Here is a 14,342-nt window from a genome sequence, read left to right as displayed (position 1 = left end):
AGATCCCCATGTTGAAGCTCGATTTTCATCCGTCCGGTCGTCATTTCCTGCAGATTCCCGGCCCGTCGCCGGTGCCGGATCGCATCCTGCGCGCCATGAGCCTGCCGACCATCGACCACCGTGGCCCTGAGTTCGGCGCCCTGGGGCGCGACCTGCTGACCAAGATCAAGCGGGTCTTCAAGACCGAGAGTCCGGTGATCATCTACCCGGCCTCGGGCACCGGCGCCTGGGAAGCGGCGCTGATCAATACCCTGTCGCCGGGCGACCGGGTACTGATGTTCGAGACCGGCCACTTCGCGACCCTGTGGCAGAAGATGGCGCGTCGTCTGAGCCTCGAGCCCGAGTTTCTGGGTCTGCCGGGTGTCGAGGGATGGCGTCATGGTGTACAGGCGGACATGATCGAGGCGCGCCTGAAGGAAGACACCCACCATGAGCTCAAGGCGGTGTGTGTGGTGCACAACGAGACCTCGACCGGCGTGACCAGCGATATTGCCGCCGTGCGTCGCGCCATCGATGCGGCCGGCCATCCGGCGCTGCTGATCGTGGATACCATCTCTGGCCTCGCCAGCGCCGACTACCGCCACGACGAATGGGGCGTCGACGTGACGGTCTCGGGGTCGCAGAAGGGCCTGATGCTGCCCCCGGGGATCAGTTTCAACGCGCTCTCCGACAAGGCGATCGCCGCCAGCGCCAAGGCGCAACTGCCCAAGAGCTTCTGGGCGTGGGACGAGATTCTCGAGGCCAACAAGAACGGCTACTGGCCCTACACGCCCAGCACCAACCTGCTCTACGGCCTCAACGAGGCGCTCGACATGCTGGAAGAAGAGGGGCTCGAGAACGTGCTCGCTCGCCATCAGCGCTGGGCAGCCGGGGTGCGCTGCGCCGTCGAGGCATGGGGCCTGGAGATCCAGTGCCAGGACCCGAGCGTCTACTCGCCGGTGCTGACCGGAGTAGTGATGCCCGAGGGCATCGATGCCGACGAGGTGCGCAAGATCATCTACGAGCGTTTTGACTTGTCGCTGGGCATGGGACTGGGCAAGGTCAAGGGCACGATGTTCCGCATCGGTCACCTGGGCGACTGCAACGACCTGACGCTGATCGCCACCCTGGGCGGCTGCGAGGCCGGCATGAAGCTGGCCGGCGTGCCGCTCAAGGGCTCGGGCGTGACCGCGGCGCTCGACTACTTCGCCGCCCATCCCATGCATCGCGCAGGGTAACCGCTTGGCCCAGGTGAACGACTGAGGAGGACGGCATGACGTCCCTGACCGAGAAGACTCAATCCCGCGATGCCAAGGTCAAGCCGGTCACGACACTGGCGGCACGGCTCGAGCGCGAGCTGCAGGGCGAGGTGCTGTTCGACCAGGCGTCGCGGGGCCGCTATGCGACGGATGCCTCGATCTACCAGATCACGCCGGTCGGCGTGGTCATTCCCCGCCATCAGCGCGACCTGGCGCTGGCGCTGGACATCGCCCGCGACGCCCGGGTGCCGGTATTGCCGCGCGGCGGGGGCACCAGCCAGTGCGGGCAGACGGTGGGCGAGGCGCTGGTGATCGATACCTCGCGCTGGTTGGACCAGATCATCGACTTCGATGCCGAGGCCCGCACGGTGGTGGTCGAGCCGGGCCTGGTGCTCGATCATCTTAATGCCTGGCTGAAGCCATACGGCCTCTGGTACCCGGTGGATGTCTCCACCAGTGCGCAGTGCACGATCGGCGGCATGACCGGCAACAACTCCTGCGGCTCACGCTCGATTCACTACGGCAACATGGTCCACAACGTGCTCGGCGTCGAGGCGACGCTGGCCGACGGCAGCGAGGTGAACTTCGGCTTCGTCGAGGAACTGGCCGCCGGGTCGCGCGAGCATCGCCTGGCGGAACAGGTCCAGGCGATTGCCGCACGTGTCGACCCCGAGATCCGCGCGCACTTCCCCAAGGTGCTGCGCCGCGTGGGGGGCTACAACCTCGACCTGTTCAACTGCCAGAATCCCAAGCCCTACGACCCCGACGGGCGCGCCAACCTGGCGCACCTGCTGGTCGGCTCCGAGGGCACGCTGGGCATGAGCCGGCGCATCAAGCTGCGCCTGTCGCCCCTGCCCGAGCACAAGGTGCTGGGGGTGGTGAACTTCCCGACCTTCTACCAGGCGATGGACTTCGCCCAGCATATCGTCACGCTCGGCCCGACCGCGGTGGAACTCGTCGATCACACCATGATCGAGCTGTCGCTGCAGAACCCGGCGTTTCGCCCGGTGATCGAGAAGGCGCTGATCGGCAAGCCCGAGGCGGTGCTGCTGGTGGAATTCGCCGGCCAGGACCAGGATGCCCAGCTGGCCGCGCTGCGTCAGCTCAGCGAGCTGATGGGCGAGCTGGGACTGCCGGGCTCGGTCGTTGACATGCCCGAGGCCGCCGAGCAAAAGGCGCTGTGGAACGTGCGCAAGGCGGGGCTCAACATCATGATGAGCATGAAGGGCGACGGCAAGCCGGTGTCCTTCATCGAGGATTGCGCGGTGCCGCTGGAGCATCTGGCGGAATACACCGACAAGCTGACCCAGCTGTTTCGCCATTACGGTACCGAGGGCACCTGGTATGCCCATGCCAGCGTCGGCACCCTGCACGTGCGACCGATCCTCGACATGCGCCGCGACGGCGCCGAGAAGATGCGCGAGATCGCCGAGAAGGCCTCCGCGCTGGTGCGCGAGTACAAGGGCGCCTATTCCGGTGAGCACGGCGATGGGATATGCCGCGGCGAGTGGGTGGCCTGGCAGTTCGGCCCCACGGTCAACGAGGCGTTCCGCGAGATCAAGCAGCTGTTCGACCCCGACAACCGGCTCAACCCGGGCAAGATTGTCGACACGCCGAAGATGGACGACAAGCGCTATTTCCGCTTCCCCGAGAAGTACCAGGCGATTCCGCTGACCCCGGTGTTCGACTGGTCGGCGTGGAACGTCGAGCGCGACCCGCTGACCGGCGAGCAGACGCCGCCGGGCACCGGCGGCGATACCACCCATGGCCTGGCGATGGCGGTGGAGATGTGCAACAACAACGGCCATTGCCGCAAGTTCGACGCCGGCACCATGTGCCCGAGCTATCGCGTCACCAAGGACGAGCAGCACCTGACGCGTGGCCGCGCCAATACGCTGCGCCTGGTACTCTCGGGCCAGCTTGGCGACCAGGGCCTGGCCGGCGACGACGTCAAGGAGGCGCTGGACCTGTGCGTGTCGTGCAAGGGTTGCAGGCGCGAGTGTCCGACCGGTGTCGATATGGCCAAGTTCAAGATCGAAGCGCGTACTGCGCGGGCCCGGGCCAAGGGTCTGTCGCTGCGTGACCGTATGGTCGGTGAGATGCCGCGTTACGCGCCCTACGCCAGTCGGCTCTCGGGCCTGATGGCGGCCGTCGAGCGGGTGCCGCTGCTGGCCCGCCAGATCAAGCAGGCGCTGGGGCTCGCCGAGCAGCGCGCATTGCCAGCGTTCGCCGGCAACTTCCTGGCCGGGGCCGGCGAGACCGCTGGCGCCGCCACCGCGAGTCGCGAGGTGTTGCTGTTTGTCGATACCTTCAACAACTACATGGAAGGCGACAACGCCCGTGCCGCCAAGCGGGTGCTGGAAGCCGCCGGCTACCGGGTTCATCTCAATGTGAAGAAGGGCGAGCGCCCGCTGTGCTGTGGGCGGACCTATCTCTCCTCGGGACAGTTCGACAAGGCCAAGGCCGAGGCGCAGCGCACCCTCGATCATCTGATGCCCTTCGTCGAGCGTGGCGTGGCCATCGTCGGTCTCGAGCCGTCGTGCCTGCTCAGCATGCGCGATGAGTTCCTGCAGTACGGCTTCGGCGAGCAGGCGCGGGCGCTGTCAGTAGCGGCCTTCCTGTTCGAGGAGTTCCTCGTCAAGGCCCGCGAAGCGGACCAGCTGCCGCTGTCGCTCAAGGCGCTCGAGCAGCCGCGCGCAATGCTGCACGGTCACTGCCATCAGAAAGCCTTCGATGCGCTGCGGCCGGTCGAGACGGTGCTGGGGTGGATACCCGGCCTCGAGATCGAGACGATCGAGTCGTCGTGCTGCGGCATGGCAGGCAGCTTCGGCTACGAGAAGGAGCACTATGAGGCCTCCATGAAGATGGCCGAGCTGTCGCTGCTGCCGGCGATTCGCGATCGCGGTGAGGATGCGCTGCTGGTCGCCGATGGCACCAGCTGTCGCCACCAGATTCATGACGGCAGCGGCCACACGGCCGTGCATGTGGCGCGCGTGCTCGAGCAGGCCCTGGCATGATCGATCTGCGCAGCGATACCGTCACCCGGCCGACCGCGGCGATGCGCCAGGCCATGAGCCAGGCGCCGGTGGGTGATGACGTCTGGGGCGACGACCCCACCGTGGCCGCGTTCGAGGCGACCGTGGCCGAGAAAGCGGCGCTGCCCGCAGCGCTGTTCTTCCCCTCGGGGACCCAGAGCAACCTCGCGGCGCTGATGACGCACTGCCAGCGCGGCGATGAATTCATCTGCGGTCAGCAGTCGCATATCTATCGCGATGAGGGCGGCGGGGCGGCGTCGCTGGGCGGCATCCACTCCCAGCCGATCGAGCATGCCGCGGATGGCAGCCTGCCGTTGGACAAGGTCCGCGCCGCGATCAAGGGACACGATATCCACCATGCGCGGACCCGCTTAATTGCGCTGGAAAACACCTTTCGCGGCAAGGTGATACCCGAGGACTATCTGACCCGGGCGACCGGCGTGGCGAGAACGCACGGCCTGGCCACCCACCTGGACGGGGCGCGGCTGTTCAACGCCTCGGTCGCCAGCGGACGCTCGCTGGCATCGCTGTGCCGCGGCTTCGATACGGTGTCGCTATGCTTCTCGAAGGGCCTGGGGGCGCCGGTAGGGTCGCTGCTGCTGGGCGGCGAGGACTTCATCGCGCGGGCGCGACGCTGGCGCAAGACGCTGGGCGGTGGCATGCGCCAGGTCGGCATGCTGGCGGCGGGTTGCCAGCATGCGCTGGACTACCACGTCGAGCGCCTGGCCGATGATCATCGTCATGCCCAGCAGCTAGCGAGGGGGCTGGCCACTATCGAGGGTGTCGAGGTGTTGGCCTGCGACACCAATATGGTATTCGTAAGCTTCCCCGAGGCACATTGCGGGGGGCTGGGCGAATTTCTCGAGGCCCGCGGCGTGTTGATGGCGGTATCGCCGGTGACGCGGCTGGTGACCCATCTCGACGTGTCGGAGGACGAGGTGCGCCACGTGGTGGCAAGCGTCGAGGCCTACTTTTTACAATAACCGGTCACGATAACCGGCGCTGTGGCAGACGGTTTCAGCAGTGTGAACGAAAGGAGACGGACAGTGGCGATCTACAAGTATGGCGACACGACCCCCGACATCCATGACGACGTCTACGTCGCCGAAACAGCGGATGTCATCGGCGATGTGATACTGGCACGCGGTGCCAGCGTCTGGTATCAGGCCGTGCTGCGCGGCGATACCGCGACGCTTTCAGTGGGCGAGGAAAGCAATATCCAGGACGGCGCCGTGCTGCATGCCGACCCGGGCTTTCCCACCACGGTGGGCAAGGGCGTGACGGTGGGGCATCAGGCCATGCTGCACGGCTGCACGATCGGAGACGGCAGCCTGATCGGCATTCAGGCGGTGGTCCTCAATGGCGCGGTGATCGGCAAGAACTGCCTGGTCGGGGCGGGCGCGCTGGTCAAGGAAGGCGCGAACTTTCCCGATAACTCGCTGATTGTCGGCGCGCCGGCCAAGGTCGTACGCGAGCTGTCACCCGAAGCGGTGGAAGGAATGAGGAAGAACGCACAAGGCTATGTCGAACGCGGACGGCGCCATGCCCAGGATCTCGAGCGCATCGGCTGACACACCTGGCAGCCTTTCGTAAAGAAATCAGCAAAGCCAACGAAAACCGCCCCCATGGCCTGGCCGTGGGGGCGGTGTCGGTTTACGGCTGAGGGTCAGCCTGCCTGCAGCAGCGGATCGGAAACCCCGATCACGTAGAACGCCACCAGCGCGATGATCCCGGTGAAGATCAGGTAGTAGAGCGTGGGCAGCAGGGTCTTGCGGATGGTGATGCCCTCGCGGCCGAGCAGGCCGACGGTGGCGGAGGCGGCCACCACGTTGTGGATCGCGACCATGTTACCGGCGGCGGCGCCAACGGCCTGCAGCGAGACCATGAAGGCGGTGGACAGGCCGAGCTGCTGGGCGACGTTGAACTGGTAATCGGCCAGCATCAGGTTCGAGACGGTGTTGGAGCCGGCGATGAAGGCCCCCAGCGCCCCCACGGCCGGGGCGAAGAATGGATAGACATCGCCCACCCCATCGGCCACGAACTGCGCCATGGCCACCGGCATGGAAACCAGGTCCGCGGCGTTGACCCCCGAGTTGATGAGGATACGCACCATGGGGATGGTGAAGATCAGCACGAAGCCGGCGCCGAAGATGGTCTTGGTGGACTCATGCACCGCCGCCGACATCTCGCGGGCGCTCATGCGGTGCAGGAAATAGGTCACTGCCACCACCATCAGGATGATGCCGCCGGGCAGGTAAAGCGGCTGGATACTGCCTGAAACACCTTCCTCGCCGAGGATATTGGTCCAGCCAAAGCTGAAGGCCATCAGTGCCTCACGCAGCGGGTCGATGACGCGCGATGCCACCAGAAACAATGCCAGCAGAACATAGGGAACCCAGCCCATGAGCGTGGAGATTGGTGCCTTGCTGGTAATATCGTCGAGCTTGATCTCGAGCTTGCCGATCCACTCGGCCGGCCAGGACGTGCGCTCGGGGAAATCCCAGTTGTCCTTGGGCAGCAGGAAGCCCTTGCGTGCTGCCGGCACGACGATGGCCAGGCCGACCATGGCGCCGATCATCGACGGGAACTCCGGACCCAGGAAGACGCCGGCCAGCATGTAGGGCACCACGAAACATACCCCGGTGAACAGCGCGAAGGGTGTGATGGAAAGGCCTTCCTTCCATGAACGGTTGGCGCCGAAGAAGCGCACCATGATGACGACCATGATCAGGGGCATCAGCACCCCGACGATGCCGTGAATGATCGCGACCTCGGCGGCAATCAGGCGAAAGTATTCCATCCAGGTGAAGCCACCGGCCTCGAGGGTCTCGGTGATGCCGATGCGATCGACGCCGCCGGTGACTCCTACCACGATGGGCGTGCCCACTGCGCCAAAGGACACCGGCGTGGACTGGATCATCATGCCCACCACAACGGCCGCAAGGGCCGGGAAGCCCAGCGCGACCATCAGCGGTGCCGCCACGGCCGCGGGCGTGCCGAAGCCCGAGGCACCCTCGATAAAGCAGCCGAACAGCCAGGCAACGATCAGGGCCTGGACGCGACGGTCGGGGCTGATCCCCGAGAAGCCGTTGCGAATGGCCTTGATGCCGCCGGAGTGCTTGAGGGTATTGAGCAGCAGGATGGCACCGAAAATGATCCACAGGATCGCAACGGTGAGGATCAGCCCCTGGAAGGTCGAGGCCAGGACCCGCGTAACGCTCATCTCCCAGGCAAACAGGGCGATGATGGCGGTGACCACGAAGACCACCGGCATGGCGACCTTGGCGGCCATCCGAAAGCCGATCAAGAGCACACCAGCCAGTACCAGCGGCACAAAGGCAAGCAATGCGAGTATTGTTCCGTTCATGGAAAACTCCCTTCTATGTTTCCTTGTCGAGCATGAGGGAAAAACAGGTGTCCTCGCTGCCCCTCGTGGACATGGCGAGGCAGCGACTATAATCGTAAACGTGCTGTTCAAGTATTGCTGGATAGTTGGTATTACCAATATCGAATTAGTTTATGCTAAACAATAACGGTAGACGATGTCTTTTATTTCATTAACTTGCATTTATTTCATGATGGTAGGGCGGAGTAGGCGTCGCTTCAGCATTAGACTAATGGACAACAAGTCGGCACGTTTCCTGACCCTGTTGGCGGCAAGGGGAAAGCCTGTCACTATCGAGTCATGATCAGCTGATGACGAGAGGAAACAGCATGGCCCGGGTACTCTACGACCTGTGTGGTATCGACGACGATCTGCGTTTTTCCCCCTTCTGCTGGCGGGTCAAGTTCGCCTTGGCCCACAAGGGGCTGGACACACAGACGCGCCCGTGGCGGTTCACCGACAAGCAGGCCCTTGCCTTCGCCAACCACGACAAGGTGCCGGTGCTGGTCGATGGCGACGAGGTGGTGACCGAAAGCTACGATATCCTGCGCTACCTGGATCGCACCTACCCTGAGTCGCCGCTGCTTGGTGAGGGGCTTGCCGCGGACCGCGCACGCTTCTTCAAGTATTATGCCGAGCGTACGCTGGCGCCGGCCATGCTGCGTACCATCATCATGGATCTGCTCAATGCCGTACATCCTGACGATCGTGACTACTTTCGCGAGACGCGCGAGAAGCGCTTTGGTCGCACGCTCGAGGAGTTTCACTCACCGTCCAAGGGGCTTGCCCAGCTCGATGCCGCCCTTGAGCCGTTGCGCGGCCATCTGAAGGAATCCGACTTCATCGACGGTGAGGCGCCGGCCGCGGCCGATTATCTGGTGTTTGGCAATTTCATGTGGGCTCGCTGCGTCTCCAGTGCCGATCTGGTCTCCAATGCCGACCCCGTTTATGCCTGGATCGAACGCATGCTGGATAGCCATGACGGCCTGGGCCGCCAGGCCATGCGCGTCACCGATATCAATGGCGCGTATCGCTGAGCGCAGCCCTCGCTTCCCTTTTTCATCACAGGAGCCGCCATGATCGATCTCTATTACTGGACCACGCCCAATGGCCACAAGGTCTCGATCTTTCTCGAAGAGGCAGGACTCGACTACGCCGTGAAGCCGGTGCATATCGGCCGTGGCGAGCAGTTTGCCTCTGAGTTCCTGACCATCGCGCCCAACAATCGCATACCGGCCATCGTCGACCGTGCGCCAGCGGATGGAGGGCAACCGCTCGCCCTGTTCGAGAGCGGGGCCATTCTCGAATACCTGGCCGACAAGACCGGGCGCTTCCTGGCCCATGAGGGTCGCGAACGCTATGTGACGCTGCAGTGGGTGTACTGGCAGGTGGGTGGGCTGGGGCCCATGGCCGGTCAGAACCATCATTTCCGCAACTACGCCCCGCACAAGATCGATTACGCCGTCGAGCGCTACATCAAGGAGACCGCACGACTCTACAGTGTGCTTGATGCCCGTCTCGAGGATCATGACTACATGGGCGGCGATGCCTACTCCATCGCCGACATGGCCATCTATCCGTGGGTCGTGCCCTATGACAAGCAGGGGCAGGACATCGAAGAATATCCCAATGTCCTGCGCTGGATGCGCGAGATCGACGCACGCCCCGCCGTGAAGCGGGCCTATGCGCTGGTGGAGGACATCAACCCGGCCAATAACGTGGAAATGGACGACGAGGCGCGCAAACACTTGTTCGGACAACGCTGAGTGCGGGGACACATAGGATATTGCACCGCACAATGGCGTCTGCTATGTTGCAATGCAGCACTAAGCGTTGTGCCTTTCCCCTCGACCCCGATGGAGGTGTCCGATGAGCCAAACTACTTCCCCAAACGTCAACGCGTCATTCGAGCGTCTCGTCGCCGCGCCTTACCGCAGCTATGCCGATCTGGTGCTTGAATACTGCCAGAAGCTGTCAGCGGCCCAGAATGATGCCATTCGCGCCGGCACCGATCTCGGCATGGCGCAGGCGCGGACCTGGCTGGAAGCGCGAGATATCGAGAGCTTCCAGCTGGTCGTCGAGAGTCAGCAGAAGACGAGTCAGGACGTGAGCGAGCGCTTCAAGGGTGATGCCGACAGGATCGTGGCATTGAGCCGGGAATATGCTCAGAAAGGCCAGCAACTGGTCCAGAAGAACCTGAAATCGCTTACCGCTAACGCGTCCTGATAGCCGCCATTACCTTGATGCTCGACCCGCGGGCCGCCTCATCCCTGAGGCGGCCCGCTGACGTTTGGCAAGCCCGTGATGTTCACGTCGTATGTTTACGTCGCGTGCTCGCCGAGCAGTCGGATGACGTCCTCATCCTCCACCTGGGCGAAATCGGCGAAGAAGGGCCCCACGGCGTAAAAGCGGCTGGGCGATGCCAGACATACCACCTCATCGGCCAGCGCCTCGAGCCGCGTCAGGGTATCGGGAGGCGCCACGCCGATGGCGGCGATGAGGCGTTTCGGCTGGCGCTGGCGCAGCGTGGCCAGTGCCGCCGCCATGGTGGCGCCCGTGGCGCTGCCGTCGTCCACGACCACCACGACCCGCCCGGTGGGATCGATCGGTGAGCGCACCGGGGTATAGCGCCTCCGCCGCTCCGCAATCCGCTCGCGTTGGCGCTCCACTTCCCTGTTTAACACTTCGTCCCGGCAGTAGCGGGCCTCCTCTTCCAGCTGAATACTGCCGTCCTCGCTGACCGCGCCGATAGCGAACTCCGGGTTGCCTGGTGCGCCGAGCTTGCGCACCAGCACCACGTCGAGTTCCCCGTCGATGGCATCGGCGATCAGTCGCCCCATGGGCACACCGCCGCGCGGAATAGCCAGCACCAGAGGACGTTCCCCCTTGAGATGATCGAGACGCTCGGCCAACTGCCGGGCAGCGTCGAGACGGTTGCGGAACATGATGATCTCCTTTGCGGCCCCGTTCCTTCACGACAGTCTAGTCGGCTCCCGCGGCTTCGACGAAGGTGGGGTGAATATACAAGGATTTCTGGTATACAGTTCATTGGCCTTTTATGTACTTTTAATCAACCATATTTTGTATCCAAAAAAACACAAAAACGGAGTCTACATATGCAGCACAGTGTTCACATTCGCCGACTGGTGGGCGCCTTACTGATCGGTGGGTCGCTGGTCGGCGCCGCCCAGGCGGCCACCTGGAGCGATAACTTCATCGGCTACCGCTACGGCACCCAGTTCACCGAACCGGGCAACCCAAGAAACATCGAAAAGCATGTCCTCCAGTTCACCCACGTCAGCGGTTACACGCTGGGGCAGAATTTCCTCAACCTGGATCTGCTGCAATCAGACAGCACGGACCCCGCTAGCGGCGGCGAAAGCGGGGCCACCGAGGCCTACCTCACCTACCGTCATCAGCTCCACTACGGGAAGCTGTTCGGCGAGGCGCTCACCTTCGGGCCCGTCAAGGAGGTAGCGCTGAGCGGCGGCTTCGACCTCAATACCAAGAACACTACGTTTGCGCCGCGCAAGCGCATGCTGCTGGCTGGGCCGACCCTCAAGTTCGATGTGCCCAAGGGCTTTGTCGACCTGAGCCTCTTCTATGCTCACGAGTGGAACCATTGTGGGGCGAGCTTCTGTGACGTCGATGAGATCGAGTTCGATCCCTACTACCAGATCAACCTGGCCTGGGGACTGCCCTTCGAGATAAGTGCTCTGCCGATGAAGTTCCAGGGCTTCTACAACTACAACGGCAAGAAGGGAAGCGATTATCAGGGGAATGCCACCGAGCCCGAGCAGCTGATGCGAACCTCGCTGATGCTCGATGCGGGCATGCTCGCCTGGGGTGAGGAGAACCAGCTGTGGGCCGGGGTTGGCTATGAATACTGGCGCAACAAGTTCGGTAACCACGGCAAGCCCGGGGTGGATACCGATGCGCCCACTCTCCAGCTTGAATGGCATTTCTAGGCCTTTCACGAAGGCAATGTATACAACTTTGTGTCTAAAATATGACCTATTAATGGCCATTGATGACGACATACGGTATGCATTGAACATGACAACAACCGCCCCGGATAGCCCATGACCCACAAGACCCGCAATACCTCACTGTTCGATTTCTATGGCCGGCCGCCTGTCTACAAGGCGCTGCCCATCTCGCTACAGCATGTGCTGGCGATGATCGCCGGCGTTATCACCCCACCGATCATCATCGCCGGAGTCGTGGGCTCCACCCCTCAGGAGAAACTGCTGCTGATCCAGGTAGCGGTACTCGCCTCGGGGGTCTGCACCCTGTTTCACCTCTACGGCGTGTGGAAGTTCGGCGCCCGATTGCCGGCCATCTTCGGCGTCGGGTTCGCCTACGTGCCGACCCTGATCGCGGTGGGTAGCCAATACGGCATCGAAGGGATTCTCGGCGCGCAGTTGATCGGCGGCATTACCATGATGGTGGTCGGCTACTTCATTCAATATATTCGCCACCTGTTTCCGCCCATCGTGGCGGGCACCGTGGTGTTGGTGATTGGCCTCTCGCTCTACGACATCGCCATCCGCTACATGGCGGGCAGCGGCAACGTCAATGCCGAGGGCTTCGGTGATCTGGCTAACTGGATGGTCGGCATCATTACGCTGCTGGCGGTGCTGGGGGCTTCCCAGTTCGGCCGTGGCGTGGTCAGGCTCTCGGCCATCATCGTCGGCATCCTGGTCGGCTATGCAGTGGCCCTGCCGATGGGCATGGTGGATTTCAGCACGGTGGCCGAGGCACGCTGGCTGGCAGTGCCCGAGTTCATGCCCTTTCAGATGGAGTTCCACTCAGCGGCGATCGTCTCCATGGTGGTGATCTGTGTGATCAACTCGGTGCAGACCATCGGGGATCTTTCCGCTACCAGCGTGGCGGGCATGAACCGCGAGCTGAAGACCCGCGAGCTGACCGGGGGCCTGCTGGGCAACGGCCTGACCACCGCGTTGAGCTCGCTGTTCGCGGCGCTGCCGACCTCCACCTTCAGCCAGAACGTCGGCATCGTAGCGATGACCAAGGTGATCAGCCGCTATGTACTGGCCATCACCGGTCTGTTCATGGTGCTGGCGGGCCTGAGCCCCAAGTTCAGTGCCATCATGACCACCATTCCCTATCCGGTGCTGGGTGGCGCCACCATCACGGTGTTCGGGATGATCACCATGACCGGCATCCAACTCCTCATCAAGGACGAGCTCTCGGCGCGCAACGTGACCATCGTCGGTCTCTCGCTGGCCCTGGCGCTGGGCATCGCCGAGGTGCCGGCGGCCATCGAGCAGTTCCCGGAGATGGTTCGCAACATCATCGGTGGCGCACCCATCGTGGTGGCGGCGATTACCGCCTTCTTGCTCAACATCGTGCTGCCCCGGCGCTCCCTGGCCGATGAGCAGCGCGAGCGCGAGGAGATCGCTCGTGCCGACGCCGAAGCGGCTGCCGGGGGAGGCGGGAAGGCCGACGATACCAAGCAGGCGCCCCGTGCGGTGAAGAGCTGAATCCACCACCGAGGCTGAAACGCTGCGGGGCGCCGGCATCACCGGCGCCCCGCAGCGGATTGGCTGAAGCGTCAGGGCGGCTTGGGGTCAGCAGCGGGCCTCGAGGCGGAAGCGGGCGATGCGGTTGATTTGCTCCACCGCAGTACGGCGCTCCTCGGCGGGGTCGTTCTCCAGGCGCGTCTCGAAGGCGTCGAGGATGGCGTAGCGGTCGCTGCCCTTCACCGCCATCACGAAGGGGAAGCCGAACTTGGCCTTGTAGGCCTCGTTGAGTCGCTCGAAGCGTGCGAGCTCCTCAGGCGAGCACTGGTCCAGGCCGGCACCGGCCTGCTCGCGAGTGGAATCGTCGGTGAGCCCCCCGGCGATGGCGGCCTTGCCGGCCAGGTCGGGGTGGGCGCGGATTACCTCCAGCTGGTGCTCGGCGGAGGCGGAGGAGAGCGCCTGTCCCATCGCCGTGGCTAGGGCGGCGGGGGAGTCGTGGCGTGCCTCGAGGCCATTCTCCCAGGCCCGTTCGGCGATCCAGGGGGAGTGTTCGTAGATATCGCCGTAGGCGGCCAGGAAGTCGGCCTTGTCCAGCTGGCTGGGGCGTGGGGTCAGGGTCTTGTCGGTCATTGGTGATATTCCTCGGGTGATGGCGTGTACTTCTCGTTTAAATGTATACAAAAAATGTTTTGAAATGTACCCCAATAATAGCTAAAACTGTTCTCAGAGGTGAAGGATGATCGCCTGGCCTCGCCACCGGCAAGTGCAACCCGCAGTTCACTACCGACATTCACGGCACGATTCGCTACAAAACAAGGAGAGCCACGATGGGACGTCTGACCACCCACGTTCTCGACACCGCTCAAGGCCGCCCCGGCAAGGGTATCCGCATCGAGGTCTATCGCCTCGAGGGCGAGGGCCGTACCCGCCTCAAGGAGGTGGTGACCAACGATGACGGCCGCTGCGATGCGCCGATACTCGAGGACGAGTCCCTTGTCGTCGGCGAGTACGAGCTGGTATTCCACGCCGGCGACTACCTGCGCGCTCAAGGTGTCGAGGCATCCGAGCCGCGCTTCCTGGACGTCATCCCACTGCGCTTCGGGGTGGCCGACGCCGATGCGCACTATCATGTGCCGCTGCTGCTGTCGCCCTATGGGTATTCCACTTATCGCGGCAGCTAATGACCTCGCCACGCCGA

Annotated in this window: 13 protein-coding genes; 10 read left to right on the top strand and 3 right to left on the bottom strand. The window is 63.5% G+C overall.

What is annotated here, in order from left to right:
* Positions 1-8: 8 nt before the first annotated feature.
* From BM341_RS11530 to BM341_RS11515, 4 genes are all read left to right on the top strand, one after another.
* Positions 9-1,217, top strand: coding sequence for a pyridoxal-phosphate-dependent aminotransferase family protein (locus tag BM341_RS11530; RefSeq protein WP_089796076.1), 1,209 nt, complete (start codon positions 9-11; stop codon positions 1,215-1,217).
* 35 nt (positions 1,218-1,252) lie between these two features.
* The gene (locus BM341_RS11525) at positions 1,253-4,255 is read left to right on the top strand and encodes an FAD-binding and (Fe-S)-binding domain-containing protein (protein ID WP_089796074.1); all 3,003 of its coding nucleotides are present in this window, start codon (positions 1,253-1,255) and stop codon (positions 4,253-4,255) included.
* On the top strand, positions 4,252-5,256 hold the full coding sequence (gene ltaE / locus BM341_RS11520) for a low-specificity L-threonine aldolase (RefSeq protein WP_089796071.1): 1,005 nt from the start codon (positions 4,252-4,254) through the stop codon (positions 5,254-5,256). The genes BM341_RS11525 and ltaE overlap by 4 nt, the downstream gene beginning before the upstream one ends.
* Positions 5,257-5,319: 63 nt before the next feature.
* Positions 5,320-5,844, top strand: a complete 525-nt coding sequence (locus BM341_RS11515; RefSeq protein WP_089796069.1) for a gamma carbonic anhydrase family protein — start codon at positions 5,320-5,322, stop codon at positions 5,842-5,844.
* A gap of 95 nt (positions 5,845-5,939) precedes the next feature.
* On the opposite strand, the gene BM341_RS11510 is transcribed toward BM341_RS11515, so the two are convergent.
* Positions 5,940-7,640, bottom strand: coding sequence for an L-lactate permease (locus BM341_RS11510; RefSeq protein ID WP_089796067.1), 1,701 nt, complete (start codon positions 7,638-7,640; stop codon positions 5,940-5,942).
* Positions 7,641-7,987: 347 nt separating this feature from the next.
* Between BM341_RS11510 and BM341_RS11505 the strand changes: the two genes are divergently transcribed.
* The 3 genes from BM341_RS11505 to BM341_RS11495 all read left to right on the top strand — a co-directional run bounded on the left by BM341_RS11505 (position 7,988) and on the right by BM341_RS11495 (position 9,884).
* Positions 7,988-8,695 carry a glutathione S-transferase N-terminal domain-containing protein gene (locus BM341_RS11505; protein WP_089796065.1) on the top strand — a complete coding sequence of 236 codons (708 nt, stop codon included), beginning with the start codon at positions 7,988-7,990 and terminating at the stop codon, positions 8,693-8,695.
* A gap of 39 nt (positions 8,696-8,734) precedes the next feature.
* A complete protein-coding gene (locus tag BM341_RS11500) occupies positions 8,735-9,424 on the top strand; it encodes a glutathione S-transferase C-terminal domain-containing protein (RefSeq protein ID WP_089796063.1) in 690 nt (229 codons plus the stop codon).
* A gap of 103 nt (positions 9,425-9,527) precedes the next feature.
* Entirely contained in the window at positions 9,528-9,884 is a 357-nt protein-coding gene (locus BM341_RS11495) for a phasin family protein (protein WP_089796061.1), read from the top strand.
* A 95-nt stretch (positions 9,885-9,979) separates the two neighbouring features.
* Here BM341_RS11495 and BM341_RS11490 read toward each other — a convergent pair whose 3' ends face one another.
* Positions 9,980-10,603 (bottom strand): phosphoribosyltransferase, encoded by a 624-nt coding sequence (locus BM341_RS11490; protein WP_089796059.1) that lies wholly within the window; start codon positions 10,601-10,603, stop codon positions 9,980-9,982.
* A 171-nt stretch (positions 10,604-10,774) separates the two neighbouring features.
* Between BM341_RS11490 and BM341_RS11485 the strand changes: the two genes are divergently transcribed.
* Together BM341_RS11485 and BM341_RS11480 are read left to right on the top strand one after the other, a co-directional pair.
* Positions 10,775-11,626 carry a hypothetical protein gene (locus BM341_RS11485; protein WP_089796057.1) on the top strand — a complete coding sequence of 284 codons (852 nt, stop codon included), beginning with the start codon at positions 10,775-10,777 and terminating at the stop codon, positions 11,624-11,626.
* 114 nt (positions 11,627-11,740) lie between these two features.
* Entirely contained in the window at positions 11,741-13,165 is a 1,425-nt protein-coding gene (locus BM341_RS11480) for a uracil-xanthine permease family protein (protein WP_089796055.1), read from the top strand.
* Between the two features lie 87 nt (positions 13,166-13,252).
* Here BM341_RS11480 and uraD read toward each other — a convergent pair whose 3' ends face one another.
* Positions 13,253-13,774 (bottom strand): 2-oxo-4-hydroxy-4-carboxy-5-ureidoimidazoline decarboxylase, encoded by a 522-nt coding sequence (gene uraD, locus BM341_RS11475; protein ID WP_089796053.1) that lies wholly within the window; start codon positions 13,772-13,774, stop codon positions 13,253-13,255.
* Between the two features lie 197 nt (positions 13,775-13,971).
* Here uraD and uraH point away from each other — a divergent pair, with 197 nt between their 5' ends.
* Positions 13,972-14,325, top strand: a complete 354-nt coding sequence (uraH, locus tag BM341_RS11470) for a hydroxyisourate hydrolase (protein WP_089796051.1) — start codon at positions 13,972-13,974, stop codon at positions 14,323-14,325.
* Positions 14,326-14,342: the final 17 nt, after the last annotated feature.

The organism is Halomonas korlensis (assembly GCF_900116705.1).
Taxonomy (GTDB): Bacteria; Pseudomonadota; Gammaproteobacteria; order Pseudomonadales; family Halomonadaceae; genus Halomonas; species Halomonas korlensis.
This window is presented reverse-complemented; position numbering and strand designations above follow the sequence as displayed.